The sequence below is a fragment of the Pseudescherichia sp. AS216 genome (genome assembly GCF_037152055.1).
Lineage (GTDB): Bacteria > Pseudomonadota > Gammaproteobacteria > Enterobacterales > Enterobacteriaceae > Pseudescherichia.
In genome coordinates, this window is the sequence record NZ_JBBCMV010000009.1 from 12189 (window position 1) to 35834 (window position 23646).

Consider the following 23646-nt stretch of genomic DNA (forward strand, 5'->3'; position numbering starts at 1 on the left):
GGTTACGGTTTATCACTTGTCGATGAAGATAAATGTGCGGCAGAGGCAGCGGGCTGAGCTGGCTTGCTGTCGACGGGGGTCTCCGTCTCCGGCAACGGTGCCTGCGCTGGCGCGCTGGCCTGGTGCTCCGCAACGGCAGGCGTCACGCCCTGATGCTGCTCCTCATTGCCTTTCACAATCGGATTATGAATAGTATGCGCTACGTCGCTTGCACGCTCGGGATCGTTGACGTTGTAGGTGCGCTTCATTGACTCTGCCGCATGGCGCAGCTCATCCATAGACTCTTTTAGCTCTGGCGTCAGGTGATCCATACTCGCTTTTTCAACCTTCTTGAGGCTGTCCTGAAGCTCCTGGATCTTCAGCTCCTGCGCCAGCTCATTTTGTACAGTGCTTGCCAGCGAGCGCAGCGCGCGCACCCATCCGGCCACCGTTTTAACCGCTACCGGTAAACGCTGCGGCCCCAGCACAATCAGACCGATCACGAATACCAGTACCAGTTCGCCAAAACCAATATCGAACACGAATTACACCTGCTCTTTATCGCGACGTTTTTCTTCGTCTGTTTTCACATCGTCTTGCTTTTCAGCAAGGGTTTTTGTGGAGAAATCAGCGTCCTCCGCCGATTTTTTCTCGTGCTTATCGTCATCGCCCATGGCTTTTTTAAAGCCTTTGATCGACGCGCCGAGATCGGAACCGATAGAGCCTAACTTTTTCGTTCCAAACAGCAGGACAACGATGACGGCAATAATAAGCAACTGCCAAATACTGATACCACCCATACACGATCCTCAAGGATAGATGCTGAAATTAGCGGGCCGGTACAGCCTACCCGGCCCATTAAGCGTGCGGCTACAGCACGCGGGTTTTCCGCCAGCCAATAAGCCAGGCCACCACGCCACCGGCGATAAGCCATGCGGACGCCGTTTGCCACTCCGGCCGGTTGATCAAAAAGAGCGTTCCGCTCAGGATCAACGTTGCCCCAATACCGAACAGATAACGGGACTGCCCCTGGCGCACATTGTTAACGCGCATCTCCCGGGCTATCAGATCCACGTTGTGCTGCAGCTGCTTATGCTGGCGCAGGTTGTGGTAGATCAGTTCGGGCAGCTCGGGCATTTTCTCAATCCACATCGGTCCCTTCTCTTTCAGGGAACGGACCAGCGCCGGGAAGCCTACCTGATCTTTGATCCACGTTTCGAGGAAAGGTTTCGCCGTTTTCCACAAATCGAGCTGCGGATAGAGCTGACGTCCTACGCCCTCGATATAAAGCAGCGTTTTTTGCAGCAGCACCAGCTGCGGCTGCACCTCCATATTGAACCGCCGCGCCGTGTTGAACAGGTTCAGCAGCACGTGGCCAAAAGAGATCTCCGCCAGCGGCTTCTCAAAAATCGGCTCGCACACGGTGCGGATCGCAAACTCAAACTCTTCAACGTTGGTATCCGGCGGTACCCAGCCAGAATCAACGTGCAGCTCGGCAACCCGACGGTAGTCGCGGTTGAAGAATGCAATGAAGTTCTCCGCCAGGTAGCGCTTATCCTCTTTGTTCAGCGAGCCGACGATGCCACAGTCGATACCGATATACTGCGGATCTTCCGGATGCTCATAGCTGACAAAGATATTGCCCGGGTGCATATCCCCGTGGAAAAAGCTATCACGGAACACCTGGGTAAAGAACACCTGTACGCCACGCTCGGCCAGCAGCTTCAAATCGGTATTGTTTTTCTCCAGTGCAGCAACGTCGTTCACCGGAATACCATAGATGCGTTCCATGACAAGCATATTTTGGCTGCAGTAATCGGAGTAAACTTCTGGCACGTAGAGCATCGCGCTATTTTCAAAGTTACGCCGCAGCTGGATGGCGTTGGCCGCTTCACGCAGCAGATCCAGCTCGTCGATCAGCGTCTTCTCATACTCCTTCACCACTTCCAGCGGGCGCAGGCGACGTCCGTCCGGCATCAGGCGCGGAACCCAGCGCGCAAGGCGATAGATCAGGCTCATATCGGCTCTGATTATCGGCAGAATATCCGGCCGGATCACCTTGATCACCACTTCCTTGCCGTTCTCTTTCAGGCGAGCAGTGTGGACCTGGGCGATAGAGGCCGACGCCAGCGGCGTAATGTCAAAATCATCAAACCACGTCTCTACGGGGATATCACCCATCGCCTTTTCGATCTGCCGCTTAGCCAGCTTGCCGTCAAAGGGCGCTACGCGATCCTGAAGCATCGCAAGCTGGTCGGCGATCACGGGCGGGAAGAGATCGCGACGGGTAGAGAGCATCTGCCCGAACTTGATCCACACCGGTCCCAGCTCCTGTAGCGCCAGCCGCAGGCGATGACCTAACTCTTTGTCTTTGTGACGGTTTGGCATCCAGAACAGCGTGCGACGCCAGAGCCGAATCGGCAGGGTAAGACGCATTCGTGGGATGAGCTCATCAAGCCCGTAACTCAAAAAAGTTTGAATGATAAAGTACAGGCGTCGAATTTCACCTGGCGTCATTTGCCCTCCAGTTTTTCCAGCCGTTTGGTTAACGCATCAACCGAGCGCGCGACGGCGGCGGCCTCCTCGGCAAACCAGGCAACTTCCAGTCCACCGGGTGCCAGACGCCACTCTTCCGTTATGGCTTCGCCCACGTACTGCTGCTGACGCTGCAGGCCATGTTGGAAACGCTTTGCACCGCCGCGCAGAACTTTCGCGATGCCTTCGGCGGCGATATCGCCGGTGTAAGGGGCAAGTAGCTCAGCAAAATCGAACTCTGCGAGATCGAAAAGCGCGCTAAGGTTTTGTACAACCTGAATATCACCCTGCACTTCCAGCTCGCCGCTGCGTATAAGCGTAGTCAGCTGCTGGCGATCGCGCAGCTTCGGTAACAACCGGGCCTGGGTAATGACGGTGCAGTCCGCCTCGCCCTCCCAGGCGCTCAGCACGTCGACCTGGCGCTCGCTAAAGGCCAGGATAAGCGGCGTAGAGAACTCTTTGAGGACAATACGCAGTACCTTACCCTGCAGGCGCTGGCGGGCGGGTTTTAATGCCCTTTCGCGATATAAAAATGTATTGAGAACACCTTCGATTCCAGCGCTCACTAACGGCGTAAAGGGCATTCACTCACTCCTGTCAGAACTTATATCCACGGTGCAGCGCGACGATACCCGCCGTCAGGTTGAAATACTCTGCGTTTTCAAAACCAGCATCCTGCATCATCGCCTTCAGCGTCTCCTGATCGGGATGCATACGGATGGACTCCGCCAGGTAGCGGTAGCTTTCGCCATCCTTCGCCACCAGCTCGCCGATGCGCGGCAGCACGTGGAAAGAGTAGGCATCATAGGCCTTGCTCAGCGGCTCGATAATCGGTTTAGAGAACTCAAGAACTAACAGGCGTCCGCCCGGCTTGAGCACGCGGAACATAGAGCGCAGCGCTTTCTCTTTATCGGTGACGTTACGCAGCCCGAAAGCGATGGTGATGCAGTCAAAGGTGTTATCCGGGAACGGCAGCGCTTCAGCGTTGGCCTGCACGTATTCAACGTTACCTACCACGCCAAGGTTGCGCAGCTTTTCACGCCCGACTTTCAGCATGGAGTCGTTGATGTCGGCCAGCACTACCTGCCCGGTTTCACCCACCAGACGGGAGAATTTCGCCGTCAGATCACCGGTGCCGCCCGCGAGGTCGAGGACCTTCTGCCCACGGCGTACGCCGCTGCAGTCAATTGTGAAACGCTTCCACAGACGATGGATGCCCATCGACATCAGATCGTTCATTACGTCATATTTTGCGGCCACGGAGTGAAATACGTGAGCCACCATGTCGGCCTTTTGCGTTTTGGCGACAGTCTGATAACCAAAATGCGTCGTTTCTTGTGAATCTTCCGCCATCTCAGTGCCTGCTATTCAAGAAATTGTTCGTGAAGTGTAACAGATTGGGCGAGATTGCCCTACGTTTCAACCCTCCTGCCCGGCGCGCAAACGGAACTCCTCATCCTGCGCTACGGCCTGATCGGCTAAATCTGGATTAATCTCGCGCTTGATCTCAACGCCCAACCCGCGAAACGCCTCGGCCTGGGCAAGCAAATTCCCCCGCCCGGAGGTGAGTTTTTTCATCGCCTGGCGGTAATTATCCTGCGCTTTCTCCAGGCTCTGCCCCACCGACGACATATCATCAACAAACAGCCGCATCTTGTCGTAGAGACGGCTGGCGCGCTCGGCGATCTGCTGCGCGTTGCGGCTTTGGTGCTCGTAGCGCCAGAGGTTTGCAATGGTGCGCAGGGCCACCAGCAGCGTGGTCGGGCTGACCAGCATGATGTTGTTTTTTAACGCCTCGGTGATCAGCTCCGGCTGACGATCAAGGGCCACTAAAAAGGCCGGCTCGACGGGGATGAACATCAGGACGTAGTCAAGGGAGCGCAGGCCCGGCAGCTGCTGGTAATCTTTACGTCCGAGCAGGCGAATATGGCTGCGCACCGAGGCGATATGCTCCTGCAGCGCGCTTTCGCGGGTGTACTCATCGTCGGCGTTGAAGTAGCGCTCATAGGCTACCAGGGTCATTTTGGCGTCGATGACCACATCTTTACCCTGCGGTAGCCGCACGATGACGTCAGGCTGCATCCTGGCGCGGGCTTCGGTTTCGATGCTGACCTGGGTTTCATACTCATAGCCCGCCCGCAGGCCGGATGCCTCCAGCACGCGGGCCAGCACCACCTCGCCCCAGTTGCCCTGCGCTTTATTATCGCCTTTCAGGGCGCGGGTCAGGTTAATTGCTTCCTGCGCCATCTGGGCATTAAGCTGTTGTAAGTTGCGGATCTCGTGGGCAAGCGTGTGGCGCTCCTGCGCCTCTTTGCCAAAGCTGTCCTGCACCTGGCGACGGAAACCGTCCAGCTGTTCCCGCAGGGGAGAGAGAAGCCCGTGCAGACTCTGCCGGTTCTGCTCTTCGACCCGGCGATTGCTCTGCTCGAAGATACGGTTAGCGAGGTTTTCAAACTGCTCGCTCAGGCGCTGCTCGCTGTTGATCATCTGGCGAATCTTATCTTCCGCATGCAGCTGGGTAGACTCTAGCCGGGTGGTGACCTCGCGCAGATCGGCCTCCAGCGAGGTGTTGATTTCGCGCAGGCTGCGCAGTTCGTTATTCAGCAGTTCGCACTCGTCACGCCAGTGCTGATTCTGTACCAGCCGCTGTCGCGCCGCGCTCAGTTCGATATCCAGCTCGCGCCGCTCTTCGGTAAGATCGGCCCGCAAGCGATCGGCATGGGATTTTGTCGCCAGCCAGCCTATCAGCAAGCCGGCTATCGCCGCCGCCGCGCTGAGTAAAATTGAGATATCCACCCTGCCTCCTGCATAAACCACTTACCGATGCAAAATAAGAGTGTGCTGGATAGGTGTCCAGTTGGGAAGGATTTTCCTGCGAGGTACTACGCAAAACCGGCAGGCCGAGGAGATCGACCTGCCAGAGAGGCGCGTTAAGCCAGACGGCGCGCCGCTTCCACCACGATTTTAATGGCGTGGCTTTCGGTCTGCTTCATGGTCTCTGCGTTCGGGATCTCTTGCTGGGTGCGGTTGACGATCACGCCCGCTACCATACCGGCACGCAGGCCCTGGCTGGAGCACATGGTCAACAGCGTGGCGGACTCCATCTCGTAGTTCATCACGCCCATTGACTGCCACTCTTCCATAGAGCCTTTGTAGCGGCTAACGACGCGGCCGGAGAAGGTGTCGTAACGCTCCTGGCCCGGGTAGAAGGTGTCAGACGAGGCGGTCACACCGATGTGGATCGTTGCGCCCACCTCTTTAGCAGCCTCTACCAGCGCGGTGGTACAGGTGAAATCTGCTACCGCTGGGTACTCCATCGGCGCAAAGTGCAGGCTGGCTCCGTCGAGACGCACGGACGCCGTGGTCACCAGTACGTCACCAACGTTGATGTGCGGTTGGATCGCGCCGGTGGTACCCACGCGCAGGAAAGTACGGATGCCCAGCTGCGCCAGCTCTTCAACGGCGATAGAGGTTGACGGGCCGCCGATACCGGTGGAGCAGACAATGATGGCTTTGCCATCCACTTCGGCGCGCCATGAGGTAAATTCGCGATGCGATGCCAGCTTAACCGGCTTATCCATCAGCGCGGCGATCTTTTCCACTCGCTCCGGATCGCCAGGGACGATAGCCAGCGTAGCCCCCTGCAGATCGTTTTTGGTAAGGCCGAGGTGAAAAACATCAGACTTGGACATAGGTGACTCCTTTGTGGGTCGATTCATCAGCAGAAGTAAAACGGTACTCTACAGAAGGCCATCGCTTTTTTTCGTGACACCAATCACTCTCAAGAAAACTGGTTACATTAATTTTTCATCAAAAAGTGATCTACATCACACTGTGATGTTCTTCTTCGCCCGTTCGTCTTAAAGATAGTCTCTTCCGCACAGGATGATTTTGGCGTACTGGCTATAGTTACCTGATGCGCTAAATAAGGGTACGGAGATTGCCATGACAACAGAAAAACAGCCCGGCTTTGCACCTGCAGCTTCACCTCACGCTTCCACCGCCGTTCGCACCTCTGAAGAGTCAATTCTGACCGGTGAGACGTCAATTCCCACTCAGGGAGAAAACATGCCCGCCTGGCATGCCCGGCCACAGGCTGCCGCCGGCCCACTGCCGGTAGTGATTGTCGTTCAGGAGATTTTCGGCGTGCACGAGCATATTCGTGATATCTGCCGTCGGCTGGCGCAGGAGGGTTATCTGGCCATCGCGCCCGAACTCTACTTCCGTCAGGGCGATCCCAATGACTACAGCGATGTTCCCACGCTGTTTAAAGAGCTGGTTTCAAAAGTGCCGGATGCACAGGTATTAGCCGATCTCGATCATGTCGCCAACTGGGCGGCGCGCAACGGCGGCGACGCGCACCGGCTTCTGCTTACCGGCTTTTGCTGGGGCGGACGCATCGCCTGGCTCTACGCCGCGCATAATCCACAGCTGAAGGCGGCGGTGGCGTGGTATGGCAAGCTGGTGGGCGATAAAACCCTGAACTCGCCGACGCATCCGGTGGATATCGCCACCGATCTGAACGCGCCGGTGCTGGGTCTATACGGTGCACAGGATGGCAGTATTCCGCTTGATACCGTAGAAACCATGCGTCACGCCCTGCGTGCCGCCAACGCTGAGGCGGAGATCGTGGTCTATCCCGATGCCGGACATGCTTTTAACGCCGACTATCGTCCGAGCTACCACGAAGAGTCGGCCAAAGAGGGCTGGCAGCGCATGCTGGCATGGTTTGCCCAGTACGGCGAAAAGCGAGGGTAGCGTACCGTGCCGGGTGGCTTAAAAATCGCCCGGCGCACACTGCAGGCAGGTCAGCCCTTCCGCACGCCAGAAATCCACCACCGCCTGACGATCGTCGATCACCAGCCAGGGGGCGTAGCCGTCCGCTTTTATCTGCTGCAGCAGCGTCTTCTTCACTACCTCATCCGGGAGCATGTCCTCCCCGTCCGGCCGAAGATAGAGCGCATCGAAAGGAATACAGTGCCGCTCCAGCCACTCCTGGGTATGGCGCTGGAAGCTGGCAGGCCGTCCGCTGCAGATCACGATCTTCTGCTGCTGGGCGCTGAGCAGCCCCACCAGACGGCTAATGGCCACGCTCGGCAGCGCTTCCGCCATGTGGGCGAAAAAGGGCTGCCACTGTTTTTCCGGGCCTAAGACCCACTCGCGTACCGCCTCGGCGTCAAACTCGGCCAGGGTACCGTCAATATCTACAATCACACATTGTTCAGTCAGCATTCATCTTCTCCAGCGGGATCATTTTCCAGTCATCAGGGGTAGCGCCGGGCAGGATCCAGAGCGGGGCAACGTTGCCGATCCGCTCGCCATGCGGCGTGCCGGTCGCCAGCAGGCGGATCACGCGAAACACACCAGAGTGCGCCACGATCAGCGGCGTGTCGTACTGCGCCAGCAGGGTGTTCAACGCCTCGATCACGCGCCGACAGAAAGGCAGCCAGGCTTCGCCGTTCGGCGGCGTCTCCTCGTAGGGCGTCTGCTCGCCAAGGGGACGACATTCAAGGTCGCCCCAGTCTCGCTCGCGCAGGTCGGGAACCTGCGTCAGCGATGCCCCAGGCAGTAATAGCTCTGCGGTACGCCGGGCGCGCTGCTGCGGGCTAACGGCAACGATGCTCCAGGGGTGGTTGGCCAGTAGCGGTGCGGCATCGCGGGCCTGCTGCTCGCCCGTCGCGGTGAGCGGTACTTCAGTTCGTCCGCCAATCAGGCGATCGCGGTTAAGCGGCGTCTGGCCATGGCGAACAAAGACAAAAGGCTTAGGTAGTAGCGTCATGTTTTATCCTGAAACGGGGCTGGGTAAAGATGTCGCAGCCCAGCGTCTGCTGCCAGAGCACGGCGTCATCAACAGGGGTAAACAGCGGCACCAGCTGGCGACAACGCAGTATCGCCACCAGCTTTTGTAAGCAGCGACGCGTGGGATGAACGTTCCAGCGGCAGAAATCCACCTCGCCTCGTTGATGCTGCTCGCGGGCGCGGTGATTCATATGCCCGGTAAACAGGGTGCGGTGGCGGAAATCAGCGCGCCGCCGTAGTTCGCCCGCGATGCCCTGCTGCCCATCCGGGTCGGCGGCCAAAATCACCGGCGCGTCAGCGGTCAACGAAGGCAGGTCACGTATCCGCTGCCGCAGCTCATGCTCTATGCCGGGGATCAGGCTACCGTCATTATCTTCCGCCATCAGCGTCATCATCTCGCGGCAGGCATCATCCATCGTCACGTCACTCATGCCACGACGCGCCAGCAGCAGGGCCATCTCCACCGCCCGTCCAGAAGGCGGAACCGGACAGAGCACCGGCCGCTGCACGTGCAGCCACAGAGTCTCAAGCTGCTGATGCTGGGGCGTGTCGTACAGGCCATACGAGGCGTCCATCAGCGCGACTGTCGCAGGCGGCGGTGGATCGAAATGAAACAGCGCCGACTCCAGGCTCACGTCGCCGCTGTAGAACAGCCCCCCTGGCACATTAAGGTGGAACCAGATCCCGCCCCAGGCATGGCCGCTGCTGCCGGTGGTCACCGTCAATTCGCCGAGGGAGAACTGACCGCGCACCGGTATCGGGTGAACGTTCGATCCTGGCGGCAACGCGCGGGCCGTTACGGCGCTACAATAGATCGGCACCGAGGCGGGCAGCCGCGCCAGACCAGCGATATGATCGATATGATCGTGACTAAGCAGCACGGCATCCAGACGATCCGGCACTGGCCAGTCGTCAGCTCCCGGCTCCAGCGAGCCCCCGGCATCCAGCAGAATGTGCTGTGTGGGGGTGGTCACCAGAATAGCGGCGGGCGTTTTGTCATGCAGCCCGCTGATAATCTCAATCTGCGCTGTCACGCCGCCTCCAGCCGCCAGCCCTGATGCAGGCGCACGGCGGTGAGCTGCTGCTCGCGCAGCGGCAGATGATGGAAGGCCGTGAGCGGCTGACCGTCGGCCAGGCGCAGCGCCAGCAGGTAGCGCTCCCCCTGATAGATACAGTTTTCGACGGTAGCGGCCAGGCCGCCCTCGCCTATTTCAACGTGCTCGGGGCGTACCAGCACCGGGTGGCGCACGCCATCGCTCACGCTCAGGCCATGATGAAGCTGTATGCCATCCAGATGGCGATCCTGCGTTGCGCTCGCCAGGTTCAGCACGCTGCCCTTGCCAATAAACCCCGCAACCCATGCACTGTGGGGCTGCTGATAGAGTTCCTGCGGCGTTCCCCACTGCATCAGCTCGCCCCGATGCATCACCGCGATATGGCTGGCCAGCGCCATCGCCTCTGCCTGATCGTGGGTCACGTAGACAAAGGTTGCTCCGGTGCGGCGATGAAATTCGCGGAAGGTCTGCTCCATGGTGGCCCGCAGATGACGATCGAGATTCGCCAGCGGCTCGTCAAGCAGCACCACCTGCGGCTCGGAAACCAGGCAGCGTGCCAGCGCCACGCGTTGACGCTGCCCGCCGCTCAGATCCTGCGGTGAGCGGTCGGCATACGCCGCCAGCTCTACCACCTCAAGAGCAGCAAGCACCTGCTTATGCCGCGCCGCGCCGTTCACTCTCTTCAGCTTCAGCGGATAGCCAACGTTCTCCGCTACCGTCATATGCGGCCAGAGGGCGTAGGATTGAAACACCATTCCCATGTTGCGCGCCTCCGGCGGCAGATGAGTAACCGCATCGGCCAGCAGCCGGTTGCCCAGCGTCAGGCGGCCACTGGAGAGCCGCTCCAACCCGGCCAGTATGCGCAGGGTGGTGGTTTTCCCGCAGCCGCTTGGCCCGAGCAGCGCTGTAAATGCGCCTTCGGGAATGGTCAGGCTCAGATCGCGCACCACGGTCTGGTCGCCGAACGTTTTACTCAGGCTCTCCAGGCTTAGTTCTGCCATGGGATCACTCCTTTGGGTAGATAGCGGCTCAGGCCGCTCAGCATCAGCATCACCAGTGCTACCAGCGCGACGACCATCACGGAGATGGCGGAGGCCAACACCTTATCGCCGCTCTCATCAAGGTTAAATATGACCACGCCGAGGGTCTCCTTGCCCGCGCTCCACAACAGGGCAGAGACGGTCAGCTCATTCACCGCCGTCAGAAACACCAGTAGCGCGCCGGCAAAGGCCGCCGGAGCCAGCAGAGGCAGAACGATATGCCGCAGCCGTTGGGAAAAGTTGGCTCCCGCCAGGCTGGCCGCCTCCTCCATCGCCGGATCGAGCTGGAGCATGCTGTTGTGCAGCGGCTTCAGGCAGACGGTGAGAAAGCGCGCCAGGTAGGCGAAGAAGATGATCAGCAGCGTGCCGCTCAGGCTGATGCCGATAATGGGCAGCGGACGGGCGAACAGCAGGATGCAGGCGATAGCCAGCACTACCCCCGGCAGGGTATAGGGAATATCGATGGCGCTGTGCAGCCAGCGCAGCGGACGCGCCGGGAAACGCACCAGCAGCCACGCCAGCGGCAAGCTCAGCAGCATCAGCACCAGGGCGGCAGAGACCGAAAGCAGCAGGCTGTTGCTCAGCGCGCGCCAGGTGGCGCTGCCGCTCTCCAGCATCGCCTGGTAAGCGTTAAAGGTCAGGGTGTTGGCCGTCAGCGGCACGCCAAGGGTCGGCACCAGCGAGGTCGCAACCAGCGCCAGCAGCGGAGCCAGCAGAATAGCGCACAGCACTGCACCCAGCAGCAGCTCGGTAGCAAGACGCCACCTGCCGAGCTGAAAATCGAGCGCCCGTCCGGCCATGCCGATCAGCGGCAGCGCATGGCGGCGCTGTAGATAGCCCTGCAGCGAGACAATGCCAATCGCCAACACGCCCATCAGCACCGACAGCGCGGCTACGTCGCTCAGCATCGACGGTCCGAAGCTGGACAGCGACTGGTAGATCTGAATCGGCAGCACAAAGTAGGAGATGGGGATGCCCAGCATCGCCGGAATACCAAAGTTACCCAGCGCGGAGACAAAGGCTATCGCCGCTCCGGCCCACAGCGCGGTGCGGCACAGCGGCAGCACGATGTCGATAAACACCCGCCACAGCGACGCGCCGTTCAGCCGCGCCGCCTCGATCTGCTCTTTCGGCAGGCACTGAAGCTGGGTGCGCAGGGCCAGAAAGACCAGCGGCGCATGCTGGATCCCCAGCAGCAGGGCGATCCCCTCCGGAGAGTAGAGCGGATTGGCGCTGCCGAACGACGGCGCGATGCCGAGGCTGTTAAGCAGGATGCTGCTCGGCCCGAAGAGCTGGAGCCAGCTCAGGGCCGTCACCTGAGGCGGGATCATCATCGGCAGCATAAACAGGAATACCCAGACTTGCTTGAGGCGGATATTGGTCAGCGCGAGGCAGAAGGCAAACAGCCCGCCCAGCAGCAGCGAGAGCAGCGTGCCCAGGCCGCTGGTATAGAGGCTATGGGAGAGCGCGGTCCAGGTCGTCGGGTTGCTGAGAACGCGCCACAGGCTGCTACTGCTCCCCTGCTGCCAGTCGAGCAGCGCTGAAACCAGCAGCCGCAGGCTCGGCAGCAGGCTGAGCAGCGCCACCAGGCCGAGCAGCAGCCAGAGCAGCCCCTTCGGCGGGCCGCTGCTGGCGGGTTGTCGGAGGGTCATGGTGGTCATCAGTTAGCGGTTTCCAAACAGATCGGCGAAGCGTTTTTTATTGGCGTCGGTATCCGCCAGCGCCTTCGCCGGGTCATACGGCATCAGCTTGATGCTCTCTCGCGCGGGGAAGCCTTCCGGGGCCGGGAGGTTCGCATCGGCAGGTAGGTAGCCCTGCTTCAGCACCAGGCGCTGACCCGCATCCGACAGCACAAAGTCGATAAAGGCTTTTGCCCCGTCCGGGTTTTTCGCCTTCTTCAGCATGGCTACCGGCTCGGTGACGATGCTGACGCCCTCTTTCGGGAACACGAACTCAATCGGCGCGCCCTTGGCTTTTTCGCGGATCGCCATGTAGTCCACCAGCACGCCATAGCCCTTGCTGCCAGAGGTGATGGCGTTCATCACCGCGCCGTTTCCGCTCTGCGGCATCGCGCCGTTAGCCTTCAGCTTTTCGTACCAGGCAAAGCCGAGCTGCGGATCGTTCATCAGCGTCGCCATATGGATCTGCGCCGCGCCAGAGTAGAGCGGGCTGGGCAGCGTGGTCATGTTCTTGAGTTCAGGCTTGAGCAGATCCTGCCACGAGCCAGGCTTCACCGGTGCCCGGGTGTTGTAGGCAATCCCGGTGGTGATCAGCTTGGTGCCGTAGTAGTAGCCCTGCGGATCGTACAGCTGAGCATCGTAGCGGCTGGCTTCAGGCGATTTATAGGCCGCCAGCAGATCCTGCTTTTTGAGGGACTCCATGGTGACGCTGTCGGCGATCAGCAGCACGTCCGGCGCGGCACCGCCCGCTGCCAGTTCGGCCTGCAGGCGCGCCGTGAGTTTGGTGGTTCCGTCGCGGATCCATTTGACCTCAATATCCGGGTGCGCCTTTTCGAAGGCGGTAACAGTCATCTGGGCATCTTCGTTCGGCTGGCTGGTATAGAGCGTCAGCGTGGAGGCGGCGAAAGCCGGCGTGCTTAACGCGGTTACGATAACGGCGGCCAGCGCGGTGTGCTTACTCATGATCTCTTCCCTCTGTTTTCGTTGTGATGATTAAAACAGGGAAATCTGACAAAAATATGACCAGCTTTTTTCGTAGTAATAATTTCACATTCGCGCGCTAGCATGATGCAAAAGGGTGCTAACAGGAGCGAATAATGACCCCCGAATCCCGCCGCACGGCGATTGTCGAGCTGGTGACGGCGCACGGTGAAAGCAGCATTGAACAGCTGGCGCAGCACTTTGGCGTCTCGCTGCAAACCGTGCGTAGCGATCTGCGTATGCTCACCTCAGGCGGACTGCTGCTGCGGCGTCACGGCATGGTTGCCCCTTTCGCCCGCGAAAATATTGGCTATCAGCAGCGGGAGATCGTCAATATTGCAGGCAAGCGATGGATCGGTGAGCGCACGGCGCTGCTGCTGGGCGACTACCAGAGCTGCTTTCTCGGGACCGGCACCACCGTTGAGATGGTGGCCCGGGCGCTGCCGGAAGCGAGTCGGCTGGCGGTATTTACCAATAATCTGCACGCCGCCGAAGCGCTGAGCCGTCTTGCCGCCTGCGAGCTGACGGTGGCAGGCGGGCGCGTCCGCAAGCGCGATCTGGATGTGATCGGCAGCGATGCCCAGTGCTTTTTCAGCCGTTACCGCGTTGACGCTGGCGTGGTTTCAATAGGCGGGATCGGTGAGGCGGGCGAGCTGTATGACTATAACGATGATGAGGTCGCCGCACGCCGGGCGCTGGTCGCCAGCGCGGCGGTGAGCGTGCTGGTGGTGGACAGCACTAAGTTTGGCCGGAACGCGATCTGCCAGAACGGCAGCGTGGGGGATTTCGATTATGTGGTAAGCGACAGGCCCCCGACGCCGCAGCAGCATGCGGTCATTAAGCAGAGGGGGACAGCGTGGCTAAGCCAGGCGTAGGCCGGGCAAGCGCAAGCGCCGCCCGGCATTGTTACCTTACGCGTTACGCAGGTTCTGTGCCGCTTTAACCATGTTGGCCAGCGCCGCACGGGTCTCTGGCCAGCCACGGGTTTTCAGGCCACAGTCCGGGTTAACCCACAGGCGCTCGGCCGGAATGCGATCCGCCGCCTTCTTCAGCAGAGTCTCGATCCACGCCACGTCCGGCACGTTTGGCGAGTGAATATCGTAGACCCCCGGCCCGATCTCATTTGGGTATTCAAAGGCTTCAAACGACGCCAGCAGCTCCATATCCGAGCGCGAGGTTTCGATGGTGATCACGTCCGCATCCAGCGCGGCGATGGAGTCCATGATGTCGTTGAACTCGCAGTAGCACATGTGGGTGTGGATCTGCGTCTCGTCCTTCGCCACCGCAGCGTTGATACGGAAGGCCTCCACGCTCCACGCCAGGTAGGCGTCCCATTCGCTGCGCTTTAGCGGCAGCCCTTCACGCAAGGCGGGCTCATCGATCTGGATAATCCCGATGCCCGCCGCCTCCAGATCCGCCACTTCGTCGCGCAGCGCCAGCGCAATCTGCCTGGCGATGGTTTCCCGGCTGACGTCTTCGCGCGGGAAGGACCAGCAGAGAATAGTCACCGGCCCGGTCAGCATCCCTTTTACCGGCTTATCGGTGAGGGACTGGGCATATTTCGCCCACTCCACGGTGATCGCGTCCGGACGGCTAACATCGCCGATCACCACCGGCGGCTTCACGCAGCGGGAGCCATAACTCTGCACCCAGCCATTCTGGGTAAAGACAAAGCCGTCCAGGTGCTCGCCGAAATACTCCACCATATCGTTACGCTCGGCTTCACCATGCACCAGCACGTCAAGGCCGAGGCGCTCCTGCTCGGCAATCGCCTGCTTGATATGTTCAGCGATGCCGGTGCGGTAGCTGCCCGCATCTAAGCGTCCCTGTTTGAACTCCAGACGCAGGCCGCGGATCTCGGTGGTCTGCGGGAACGAGCCGATGGTCGTTGTCGGCCAGGCGGGCAGGTTGAAACGTGCCCGCTGAACCGCCGCACGCTCCGCGTAGGGGCGCGCCCGCTGGCTATCTCTGGTGGTAATCGCCGCCAGCCGCTGGGCTACGGCCGTGTTGTGCACCCGGGTTGAGTGGCGGCGGGCCTGGATCGGGGCGCTCCATTCAGCCAGCGGTGCGATGTCGCCGCTGTTCAGGGCATCGCGCAGCAGGGCCAGCTCGTGACATTTTTGCAGGGCGAAGGCAAACCAGCTCTTCACTTCGGCATCCAGCCGGGTTTCAACGCTCAGATCGATGGGGCTGTGCAGCAGCGAGCAGGAGGAGGCGACCCACAGCTCGCGTTGGCCGACGATCTCTTTAACCTGAGCATATTTCTCGGTGAGATCGGCCCGCCAAACGTTACGCCCGTTTACCAGCCCGGCGGAGAGCAGCCAGTCGGCTGGCAGGCGGCGATGCAGCTCGGCTACGTCATCTTTACCGTGCACCAGGTCAACGTGCAGACCCTGTACCGGCAGCGCGGCAATAGTATCGAGGTTCGGCGTCACGTCGTCGAAATAGGTGGTCAGCAGGAGCTTCACCTCTCCTGCCAGCGCCTCATAGGCGGGCTTGAAGGCATTCAGCCACGCCTGCGGCAGCTCCAGCACCAGCGCGGGCTCGTCGATCTGTACCCACTCGACGCCGCGTTTTGCCAGCTCGGCCAGCACCTGCTGGTAGACCGGCAGAATATCATTCAGCAGGCTGAGGCGGTCAAACGGTTCGCCTTTTACCTTACCCAACCACAGGTACGTTACCGGCCCCAGCAGGACGGGTTTGACCCTGTGACCCAGCGCCAGCGCCTCGTCCACTTCGTCTAGTAGCTGGGTCCAGGTCAGCGTGAACCGCTGCCCTTGCGTGAACTCCGGCACCATATAGTGATAGTTAGTGTTAAACCATTTGGTCATCTCTGCCGCCGCCGCCGGCTCACCGGTGGGTGCACGGCCGCGGCCAATGCGGAACAGGGTGTCGATATCAACCGATCCATCTTTGTTCTGATGACGAGCCGGCACGTTGCCAAGCAGCAGGCTGGTGGTCAGAACATGGTCGTACCAGGCGAAATCGCCCACTGGCAGCAGGTCAATACCCGCCTGCTTCTGCTGCTCCCAGTGGCGGGCGCGCAGCTCCCGGCCCACCGCCAGCAAGGCTTCCTGCGTGGTATTTCCCGCCCAATAGCTCTCTTGTGCCTTCTTCAGCTCGCGACGCAGACCAACGCGAGGAAAACCGAGGGTGTGGTTCAGTACTGTCATGGTATGCCCCTTGTGAATTTTAGGATTTTGGACGTCCAGATGTTTACACATCTATATTCGACAGGTACTGTATATTCCTCAAGCGCAAATTGTTCATGGCGAAGTGAAGGACTTTCATGATCGAAATTAAACACCTGAAAACGCTCCAGGCGTTACGGAACAGCGGATCGCTGGCGGCGGCGGCAGCTACGCTGCATCAGACGCAGTCCGCCCTCTCCCACCAGTTCAGCGATCTCGAACAGCGCCTTGGCTTCCGTCTTTTTGTCCGTAAAAGCCAGCCGCTGCGTTTTACGCCGCAGGGTGAAATCCTGTTACAGCTGGCCAATCAGGTGCTGCCGCAGATTAGCCGCGCGCTTCAGGACTGTAGCGAACCGCAGCAAACCACCCTGCGGATCGCCATTGAGTGCCACAGCTGTATTCAGTGGCTCACTCCCGCCCTTGAGAATTTCCGTAGCAAATGGCCGCAGGTAGAGATGGATTTCAAATCCGGCGTGACCTTCGATCCCCAGCCAGCGTTGCAGCAGAGCGAGCTGGACGTGGTGCTGACCTCAGATATTTTGCCGCGCAGCGGGCTGCACTATTCGCCGATGTTTGATTTTGAAGTGCGCCTGGTGCTGGCCCCGGATCACCCCCTCGCGACCCGGGCGCGCATTACGCCCGAGGATATCGCCGCTGAAACGCTGCTGATCTATCCGGTCCAGCGCAGCCGGTTGGATATCTGGCGTCACTTCCTGCAGCCGGCAGGCATTAACCCGATGCTGAAGAGCGTGGATAACACGCTGCTGCTGATCCAGATGGTGGCAGCCCGGATGGGCATCGCGGCACTGCCGCACTGGGTGGTGGAGAACGTTGAGCGCCAGGGTCTGATCGTGACCAAGACCCTGGGCGAAGGACTGTGGAGCCGACTGTACGCGGCAGTGCGCGATGGCGAGCAGCGTCAGCCGGTAACGGAGGCGTTTATTCGCTCAGCGCGGAACCATGCGTGCGACCACCTTCCTTTTGTGCGGAGCGCGGAGCGACCCAGCGGCGATGCACCCATAGGGACGCCACTATCACTGTCCCCCCAAGGATAAAGCTTGGCCAGTGGGGCTGCTCCTGCCAGATGGCGAGATTAACCAGCAGCCCTGCCGGGACGTGCATGTTGTTCATAATGCCGAGCGTACCGGCATCCACCTGGGTTGCGCCGTAGTTCCACATGAAGTAGCCAATCCCTGACGCCACCACGCCAAGAAACACCAGAATGCTCCACTGCAGGTTTGTCTCTGGCAGCTTCTGGGCGTTGCCCAATGCAAACCAGGCCACCACCGCCACCAGCAGCGCGCCCAGATAGAACCAGGCAAAGGCGTTATGCTGCGGCATCGGCCGGGTCTCCATCAGGCGCTTGTAGCCCACCATGCCGATGGCAAAGCTGATGTTAGAGAGCTGCACCAGCAGCAGTCCGGTCCAGAAGTGGTTGGTCACCTGATCGTAACGAATGATCCCCGCCCCGATCACCGCCAGCAGCGCGCTCAGCGCATAGCCCCAGCGTAGCCGACGTCGGCTCATCAGATCGTAGATCAGCGTGATGTAGAGCGGCGTCAGGACGGTAAACAGCAACAGCTCGGAGACCGTCAGATAGAGATAGGCGCGGAAGCTGAGCATATACATGATGCCCAGCTGCATGGCACCCACCAGCATATAGAGGCCGATGGTTTTTAGCCCGTGGCCTCGCGTGCGCAGGAAGGGCAGGAAAACCAGCGCGGCCAGCCCAACGCGCATCAGCACGGAGAAGTAGCTGTCGATATGTCCGGCGAGGTATTCGCCATAGAGGCTAAAAGAGAAGGCCCACAGAACGGTGGTGATAATCAGTAACGCCACAATAGGTGTCTCGTTGGTTAATGAGCACCCATTGTAGCGGAGTTACCGGTTGACAACTGATTAATCATTAATCAATCAAGAAACAGCTTACGCAGATAGTGCGGCACCGCGTTGTCCCCGTTAGTGCCGATCACCTCCAGCTGCGGGTAGAGATCCTTCAGGCGCTGGTGCGCGTTAGCCATAATACAGCCTTTACCCGCCATAGAGAGCATCTCGGCATCGTTCATTCCGTCGCCAAAAGCGATGCACTCTTTCAGGCTGTGGCCCATCGCTTTCGCTACCGCCTCCAGCGCGTGGCCTTTCGACACGCCGCCCGCCATCACTTCCAGACAGGTCAGCGTAGAGAAACTGACGTTGACGCGATCGCCCCAGCGGGCGTTAATGGCCTGCTCCAGGGGCAGCAGCGGCTCATGGGTATCGCAGGTGAAAAACACCTTGCTGATCCCCTCGGGATCAAGCATACCTGGCTCAAAAAGAGAGTACTGGAAGACGGCCTCTTTGAAAAAGCGCATCTCATCCGGGCGGTGACGGTTGATAAACCACTCGTCGTCACGGTAGACGTTGGTATCGATGTGCGGATCGTTATGCATGACGCCAAACAGATCCTCAGCGATTTCGCGATCCAGGTTATGCGTAAAGACCAGGTTACCCTCGGTATCGTGCACTCGCGCGCCGTTAGAGGTGATCATATAGGCTTTGATACCCAGCTTATCGCGGATCTGTCCTACGTCGACATGGTGACGGCCGGTGGCAAAAACGAAGTTGACGCCGCGCTCGGTCAGCAGCTTTAACGTCTCTTTAGCGTAGGGAGAGAGTGAGTGGTCGGGTGAGAGCAGCGTGCCATCTAAATCAGACGCAACAACCTGATACATAATAGAATTTAACCTCTGGTCAGGCGGCGAACCGCCGGATTAGTTATGCCTGTCGAAAAAATCAACGATGGCGTTAAGCGCGACTGAGCGCATGGCGTCCTTTTCAAAAAGGATCTCATGGTACGCGCCTTTGATGACCAGCGGCCTGTCTCCCTCACAGGGATGGCCCGCTGCAGCGCGGATTTCACAAAAACGATCGTGCATTCGGTTATCGACGACGCGCTCTTCCTCTGCCTGGAGCAGGAGCATGGGCGTCGCATCCTGCGCCGCGCCAGCCAGCACCTTTTCACCGGCGAGAATACCCTCTCGCACCCAGTGGTTGGTCGGCCCGCCGACGCGCAGCTGCGGATCGTCAGCATAGCAGCGCAGGTTTCGCCGATAGCGTACCCGGCTATGAGTAAGCACGTTAATGCTAAACGGCAGCGCATGCCAGCGCCCCGTGCCCAGCGCGTAGCTCTCCCGGAACGGCTGATAGCCTTCGGCCCAGTTCAGGATATGGCGCACCATCCAGTCGGGCAGACGGATAACAATACCAAACATAGGCGCACAGAGCGCGATCGCATCACAAAGCTGCGGCTGGCGTTGCAGCAGCAGCGTGGCGATCGCCCCACCCATCGAGTGCGCCAGAATATAGCGTTTACGCCATGGGCCAGGTACAACCTCCTGCTGCCAGAAGGCCTGCAGATCGTCAACGTAGTCATCAAAATTATCGACGTGCCCACGATGTCGGTCGGGCAGAATGCGGCCTGAGCGCCCCTGCCCACGATGGTCGATGATCAGCACGTCAAAACCGAGATGGAACAGATCGTAAGCCAGCTCGGCATATTTGACGTAGCTTTCAATACGTCCAGGACAGACAACGATCACCCGATCGTGATCGGCGGCATGAAAGCGCACAAAGCGCACTGGAATATCGCCAACGCCAATGAATTCAGCCTCTTCACGCTGCCGCCAGAAATCGGTCAAGGGTCCGTGCGTGAAAGCTGCAAAGGCATTTTCTCTTGTTTCCCACCCCTTTTTCTGCCGAAACATTGGGTTTCCGCCCCCGGTCGTCTGTAAAATTGTTTTTTTATGACTCGTGATACAACATGTTAACAATAGCGTATTGTTGCATAAAATATATCGTTCAGGGAGTTTCGCATGACCTTCGAGTGGTGGTTTGCCTATCTGCTTACCTCGATCATCCTCAGCCTCTCGCCAGGCTCCGGCGCGATTAACACCATGACCACCGCCATCAGCCACGGCTATCGCGGCGCAGCGGCGTCGATTAGCGGCCTGCAGACCGGTCTGGCCATTCATATCGTGCTGGTTGGCGTTGGGCTCGGAACGCTATTCTCCCGCTCGCTGCTGGCCTTTGAGGTACTGAAGTGGGCAGGCGCGGCCTACCTGGTATGGCTGGGCATTCAACAGTGGCGGGCTGCTGGCGCACTGGATCTTAATACCCTGGCCCAAACCCAGTCTCGCGGACGCCTGTTTAAACGCGCTGTTTTTGTTAACCTCACTAACCCCAAAAGCATCGTGTTTCTTGCCGCGCTGTTTCCGCAGTTTATCAACCCGGATCAGCCGCAGGTGATGCAGTACCTGGTGCTCGGCGTCACCACCGTCGTGGTAGATATCATCGTGATGATTGGCTATGCCACTCTGGCAACGCGCATCGCGGCATGGATCAAAGGACCGCGTCAGATGAAAGCATTAAATAGAGTATTTGGCTCGCTGTTTATGCTGGTCGGGGCGCTGCTGGCCTCGGCAAGGCACGCGTAACAAGCTCACAGTTTTGTTGATGCTGGAGCAGATGAGCGGACAACAAATAACCACGCTGATAAACTACATCGCACAGGCAGGAGAAGCTCAGGACGTTCAGACCCTGTTATTTGGACTGGCACAGCGCGTGCCGCAGCATGGAGAAACACTGATGACGTTTGCAGAACATATGAAGCAGATAGGCCTGGCTGAAGGCATGCAGGAAGGTATACTGCAAGGCATGCAGGAAGGAAAACGTGCCGCTATGCTGGACATCGCCAGGGCGATGCTGCTGCGAGGTTTTGATAGTGGTACGGTCATGGAGATCACCGGCCTGTCAAAAGACGAGTTGCAGCAGCTAGCACACTGAAACGCGACCCGCCCGGTTAAACCCGGACGGGCAGCGGCTTAACGGGAAATAATCAGATGCAGGCCAAAGGCGGTGAAGAGCGCGCCAGCCACGCCGTCGATCCACTTCGCCATACGCTGGTAGCCGCGGCGCATTGTCGGCAGAGCAAACAGGCTCGCCACCAGGGTAAACCAGGCGAAGGTCTCCAGCGCAATCAGCACGAAAATTCCCCAGCGCGCCGTCTCACCGACGCCATCACCCACGAATAATGAGAAGACCGAGCCGAAGTAGATAATCGCTTTTGGATTCGCCAGGTTAGTCAGCAGCCCCTTTACAAAGCTACGCCCGCTGGTGGCCAGCTCAACCTGCGGCGCTGGTGTATTCAGGACCTCTTTCTTCAGCGCTCCGCGCAGCAGCTGGTAGCCCATCCAGCAGAGGTAGAGCCCACCGCCGACCATAATGATGGTGTGCAGCCAGGCCATTTTTTCGAGGATCAGATTAAGGCCAAGCAGTGCCACGCCAGCCCAGATCATGACGCCGAGGGTGATCCCCAGCACGCCCATCATCGCCTCTTTGCGCGAGCGGCTAACGGCAGTTTGCGAGACAAAGAAGAAGTCCGGGCCAGGGCTCATCAGCGCCACCAGATGTACCAGCGCCACGGTCAGAAATAGCGTCAACATAGATTACTCGTGAAGAAAGAGAAATGAGAGCACTATCCTGGCACCTTTTCCCCGCGCTGACTACTCATCGTCGCCGTCGACGTGCTCCCGAATGAGGGTCATAAACGGCTTGCCGAAGCGCTCGAGCTTGCGCATCCCGACGCCGTTCACGCTGAGCATCTCGCTGGCGGTAATCGGCATCTGCTCGGCCATCTCGATCAGCGTGGCATCGTTGAACACCACGTAGGGGGGAATGTTCTCTTCATCGGCAATGGCCTTACGCAGTTTGCGCAGTTTGGCAAACAGCTTGCGGTCGTAGTTGCCGCCGAATATTTTCGGGTTTGCCCGCGCCTTCACCACCACCACGCGCGGCACGGCAAGCTGCAGCGGGACCTCGCCACGCAGGAACGGACGCGCGGCCTCGGTAAGCTGTAACGCCGAGTGCTGGGCGATATTCTGCGTCACGACGCCAAGGTGGATCAGCTGGCGGATCACGCTCACCCAGTGCTCCGTTGTGTGATCCCGCCCTTCGCCATAGATCTTGAGCTTGTCATGACCCATGTCGCGAATACGCTGATTGTTCGCGCCGCGTAGCACTTCAACCACGTAGCCCATACCGAAACGCTGGCCGACGCGGTAGATAGCCGACAGCGCTTTCTGGGCGTCCACCAGCCCGTCGTAGCGACGCGGCGGGTCGAGGCAGATGTCGCAGTTGCCGCACGGCTCCTGACGCCCTTCACCAAAGTAGTTCAGCAGCACCAGACGGCGGCAGGTCTGCGCTTCGGCAAACGCCCCCATCGCGTTGAGCTTGTGGCGCTCAATATCCTGTAGCTGACCAGGCGGCTTCTCCTCCAGGCATTTACGCAGCCAGCCCATATCTGCCGGATCGTAAAACAGCATTGCCTCGGCAGGCAGGCCATCACGCCCGGCGCGGCCAGTCTCCTGATAGTAGGACTCAATGTTGCGCGGAATATCAAAGTGCACCACAAAGCGCACGTTGGGTTTGTTAATTCCCATTCCGAACGCCACGGTAGCCACCACGATCTGCAGATCGTCGCGCTGGAACTTCTCCTGCACGTCGGCACGAATGCTGTTATCCAGCCCGGCGTGATAGGCCCCGGCGCTAAAGCCACGGGCCTGCAGGCGCGCGGCGGTATCCTCTACCTTAGCGCGGCTGTTGCAGTAGATGATGCCGGATTTGCCTCGCTGCTCCTGAACGTAGCGCAGCAGCTGATCGAGCGGCTTAAATTTCTCCAGCAGCGTATAGCGAATGTTAGGACGGTCGAAGCTGCTTACCTGGATCAGCGGATCGCGCAGCCCGAGCAGATGCACAATATCGCTGCGGGTGGTGTCATCCGCCGTGGCGGTCAGCGCCATAAAGGGCACAGCGGGGAAGCGGGCGCGCAGCTGGCCGAGCGCGGCATACTCGGGGCGGAAATCGTGCCCCCACTGTGAAATACAGTGCGCCTCGTCAACCGCCACCAGACGGAGATCCCAGTGCGCGAGATGCTCAAGGAAGTTATCCAGCATCAGGCGTTCTGGGGCAATGTAGAGCAGGCGGATCTGGCCGCTGCGACAGCCCGCCATAATGCCCTGCTGCTCCTCCCGGCTCTGGGTGGAGTTGAGGCAGGCGGCGGCCACACCGTTCGCCAGCAGCTGATCGACCTGATCTTTCATCAGCGATATCAGCGGCGATACCACCACCGTCAGACCGCTTTGTACCAGCGCCGGAATTTGATAGCAGAGGGATTTCCCGCCGCCGGTCGGCATGACCACCAGACAGTCGCGCCCAGCGAGCACGGTCTCAATGATGGTCTGCTGGCCCGGACGGAACTGCTGGTAGCCGAAGGTGTCCCGCAAAACCTGCCCTGCCCCCGACTCCAGATTCAATACTTCCGCCTGCGCCACGTTAACCCCATCTGCCTTCA

The 23646-nt window shown here is 59.6% G+C and carries 23 protein-coding genes and 1 pseudogene; 5 read left to right on the forward strand and 19 right to left on the reverse strand.

Going from position 1 to position 23646, the window contains the following annotated elements; all coding sequences use genetic code 11:
* Positions 1-2: 2 nt before the first annotated feature.
* From tatB to udp, 7 genes are all read right to left on the reverse strand, one after another.
* Positions 3-521, reverse strand: a complete 519-nt coding sequence (gene tatB / locus WFN61_RS19425) for a Sec-independent protein translocase protein TatB (RefSeq protein ID WP_337039109.1) — start codon at positions 519-521, stop codon at positions 3-5.
* Between the two features lie 3 nt (positions 522-524).
* Complete coding sequence (gene tatA, locus WFN61_RS19430) at positions 525-779, reverse strand: Sec-independent protein translocase subunit TatA (RefSeq protein ID WP_103821756.1); 255 nt, start codon at positions 777-779, stop codon at positions 525-527.
* Positions 780-849: 70 nt separating this feature from the next.
* Positions 850-2496, reverse strand: coding sequence for a ubiquinone biosynthesis regulatory protein kinase UbiB (ubiB, locus tag WFN61_RS19435; RefSeq protein ID WP_312176937.1), 1647 nt, complete (start codon positions 2494-2496; stop codon positions 850-852).
* Positions 2493-3098, reverse strand: coding sequence for a ubiquinone biosynthesis protein UbiJ (gene ubiJ, locus WFN61_RS19440; RefSeq protein ID WP_042395926.1), 606 nt, complete (start codon positions 3096-3098; stop codon positions 2493-2495). The genes ubiB and ubiJ overlap by 4 nt, the downstream gene beginning before the upstream one ends.
* Before the next feature lie 13 nt (positions 3099-3111).
* Positions 3112-3867, reverse strand: coding sequence for a bifunctional demethylmenaquinone methyltransferase/2-methoxy-6-polyprenyl-1,4-benzoquinol methylase UbiE (gene ubiE, locus WFN61_RS19445; protein ID WP_042395932.1), 756 nt, complete (start codon positions 3865-3867; stop codon positions 3112-3114).
* A gap of 66 nt (positions 3868-3933) precedes the next feature.
* On the reverse strand, positions 3934-5310 hold the full coding sequence (gene rmuC, locus WFN61_RS19450) for a DNA recombination protein RmuC (RefSeq protein ID WP_042395935.1): 1377 nt from the start codon (positions 5308-5310) through the stop codon (positions 3934-3936).
* Between the two features lie 134 nt (positions 5311-5444).
* Complete coding sequence (gene udp, locus WFN61_RS19455; protein WP_337039110.1) at positions 5445-6206, reverse strand: uridine phosphorylase; 762 nt, start codon at positions 6204-6206, stop codon at positions 5445-5447.
* A 253-nt stretch (positions 6207-6459) separates the two neighbouring features.
* Between udp and WFN61_RS19460 the strand changes: the two genes are divergently transcribed.
* A complete protein-coding gene (locus tag WFN61_RS19460; RefSeq protein ID WP_144819214.1) occupies positions 6460-7272 on the forward strand; it encodes a dienelactone hydrolase family protein in 813 nt (270 codons plus the stop codon).
* 18 nt (positions 7273-7290) lie between these two features.
* On the opposite strand, the gene WFN61_RS19465 is transcribed toward WFN61_RS19460, so the two are convergent.
* From WFN61_RS19465 to WFN61_RS19490, 6 genes are read right to left on the reverse strand one after another with little or no spacing between them, the layout of a single operon-like run.
* The gene (locus tag WFN61_RS19465; RefSeq protein ID WP_144819212.1) at positions 7291-7746 is read right to left on the reverse strand and encodes a phosphatase domain-containing protein; all 456 of its coding nucleotides are present in this window, start codon (positions 7744-7746) and stop codon (positions 7291-7293) included.
* Positions 7736-8293 carry a histidine phosphatase family protein gene (locus WFN61_RS19470; RefSeq protein ID WP_312633928.1) on the reverse strand — a complete coding sequence of 186 codons (558 nt, stop codon included), beginning with the start codon at positions 8291-8293 and terminating at the stop codon, positions 7736-7738. Before WFN61_RS19470 ends, WFN61_RS19465 begins: the two co-directional genes overlap by 11 nt.
* Complete coding sequence (locus WFN61_RS19475; RefSeq protein WP_337039111.1) at positions 8277-9347, reverse strand: MBL fold metallo-hydrolase; 1071 nt, start codon at positions 9345-9347, stop codon at positions 8277-8279. Before WFN61_RS19475 ends, WFN61_RS19470 begins: the two co-directional genes overlap by 17 nt.
* Entirely contained in the window at positions 9344-10369 is a 1026-nt protein-coding gene (locus WFN61_RS19480) for an ABC transporter ATP-binding protein (RefSeq protein WP_337039112.1), read from the reverse strand. The genes WFN61_RS19475 and WFN61_RS19480 overlap by 4 nt, the downstream gene beginning before the upstream one ends.
* On the reverse strand, positions 10357-12069 hold the full coding sequence (locus tag WFN61_RS19485; RefSeq protein ID WP_257759186.1) for an ABC transporter permease: 1713 nt from the start codon (positions 12067-12069) through the stop codon (positions 10357-10359). The genes WFN61_RS19480 and WFN61_RS19485 overlap by 13 nt, the downstream gene beginning before the upstream one ends.
* Before the next feature lie 3 nt (positions 12070-12072).
* The gene (locus WFN61_RS19490) at positions 12073-13050 is read right to left on the reverse strand and encodes an ABC transporter substrate-binding protein (RefSeq protein WP_312176920.1); all 978 of its coding nucleotides are present in this window, start codon (positions 13048-13050) and stop codon (positions 12073-12075) included.
* Positions 13051-13184: 134 nt separating this feature from the next.
* On the opposite strand from WFN61_RS19490, the gene WFN61_RS19495 reads away from it, so the two are divergent.
* Complete coding sequence (locus tag WFN61_RS19495; protein WP_257759184.1) at positions 13185-13943, forward strand: DeoR/GlpR family DNA-binding transcription regulator; 759 nt, start codon at positions 13185-13187, stop codon at positions 13941-13943.
* Positions 13944-13979: 36 nt separating this feature from the next.
* Here WFN61_RS19495 and metE read toward each other — a convergent pair whose 3' ends face one another.
* The gene (metE, locus tag WFN61_RS19500; protein ID WP_337039113.1) at positions 13980-16241 is read right to left on the reverse strand and encodes a 5-methyltetrahydropteroyltriglutamate--homocysteine S-methyltransferase; all 2262 of its coding nucleotides are present in this window, start codon (positions 16239-16241) and stop codon (positions 13980-13982) included.
* A gap of 116 nt (positions 16242-16357) precedes the next feature.
* Here metE and metR point away from each other — a divergent pair, with 116 nt between their 5' ends.
* Positions 16358-17314, forward strand: a complete 957-nt coding sequence (metR, locus tag WFN61_RS19505; RefSeq protein WP_144819196.1) for an HTH-type transcriptional regulator MetR — start codon at positions 16358-16360, stop codon at positions 17312-17314.
* On the opposite strand, the gene WFN61_RS19510 is transcribed toward metR, so the two are convergent.
* The 3 genes from WFN61_RS19510 to pldB all read right to left on the reverse strand — a co-directional run bounded on the left by WFN61_RS19510 (position 17199) and on the right by pldB (position 20002).
* Positions 17199-18098, reverse strand: coding sequence for a carboxylate/amino acid/amine transporter (locus WFN61_RS19510; protein ID WP_144819194.1), 900 nt, complete (start codon positions 18096-18098; stop codon positions 17199-17201). The two genes, metR and WFN61_RS19510, sit on opposite strands and share 116 nt — an antisense overlap.
* Positions 18099-18169: 71 nt before the next feature.
* Positions 18170-18970 (reverse strand): sugar/pyridoxal phosphate phosphatase YigL, encoded by an 801-nt coding sequence (gene yigL / locus WFN61_RS19515; RefSeq protein WP_144819192.1) that lies wholly within the window; start codon positions 18968-18970, stop codon positions 18170-18172.
* A gap of 39 nt (positions 18971-19009) precedes the next feature.
* Positions 19010-20002: a lysophospholipase L2 gene (pldB, locus tag WFN61_RS19520; protein ID WP_312235323.1), complete on the reverse strand. Its 993-nt coding sequence runs from the start codon at positions 20000-20002 to the stop codon at positions 19010-19012.
* Positions 20003-20110: 108 nt separating this feature from the next.
* On the opposite strand from pldB, the gene rhtB reads away from it, so the two are divergent.
* On the forward strand, positions 20111-20731 hold the full coding sequence (rhtB, locus tag WFN61_RS19525; RefSeq protein WP_042394902.1) for a homoserine/homoserine lactone efflux protein: 621 nt from the start codon (positions 20111-20113) through the stop codon (positions 20729-20731).
* Positions 20730-21080 (forward strand): annotated as a pseudogene (locus tag WFN61_RS19530) (ISNCY family transposase); the annotation flags it as partial. The gene rhtB and the pseudogene WFN61_RS19530, both read left to right, overlap by 2 nt.
* 38 nt (positions 21081-21118) lie before the next feature.
* On the opposite strand, the gene rhtC reads toward WFN61_RS19530, so the two are convergent.
* Both rhtC and recQ read right to left on the reverse strand, forming a co-directional pair.
* The gene (gene rhtC, locus WFN61_RS19535) at positions 21119-21739 is read right to left on the reverse strand and encodes a threonine export protein RhtC (protein WP_144819186.1); all 621 of its coding nucleotides are present in this window, start codon (positions 21737-21739) and stop codon (positions 21119-21121) included.
* A gap of 60 nt (positions 21740-21799) precedes the next feature.
* Entirely contained in the window at positions 21800-23626 is a 1827-nt protein-coding gene (recQ, locus tag WFN61_RS19540) for an ATP-dependent DNA helicase RecQ (protein ID WP_222890676.1), read from the reverse strand.
* Between the last annotated feature and the right edge of the window lie 20 nt (positions 23627-23646).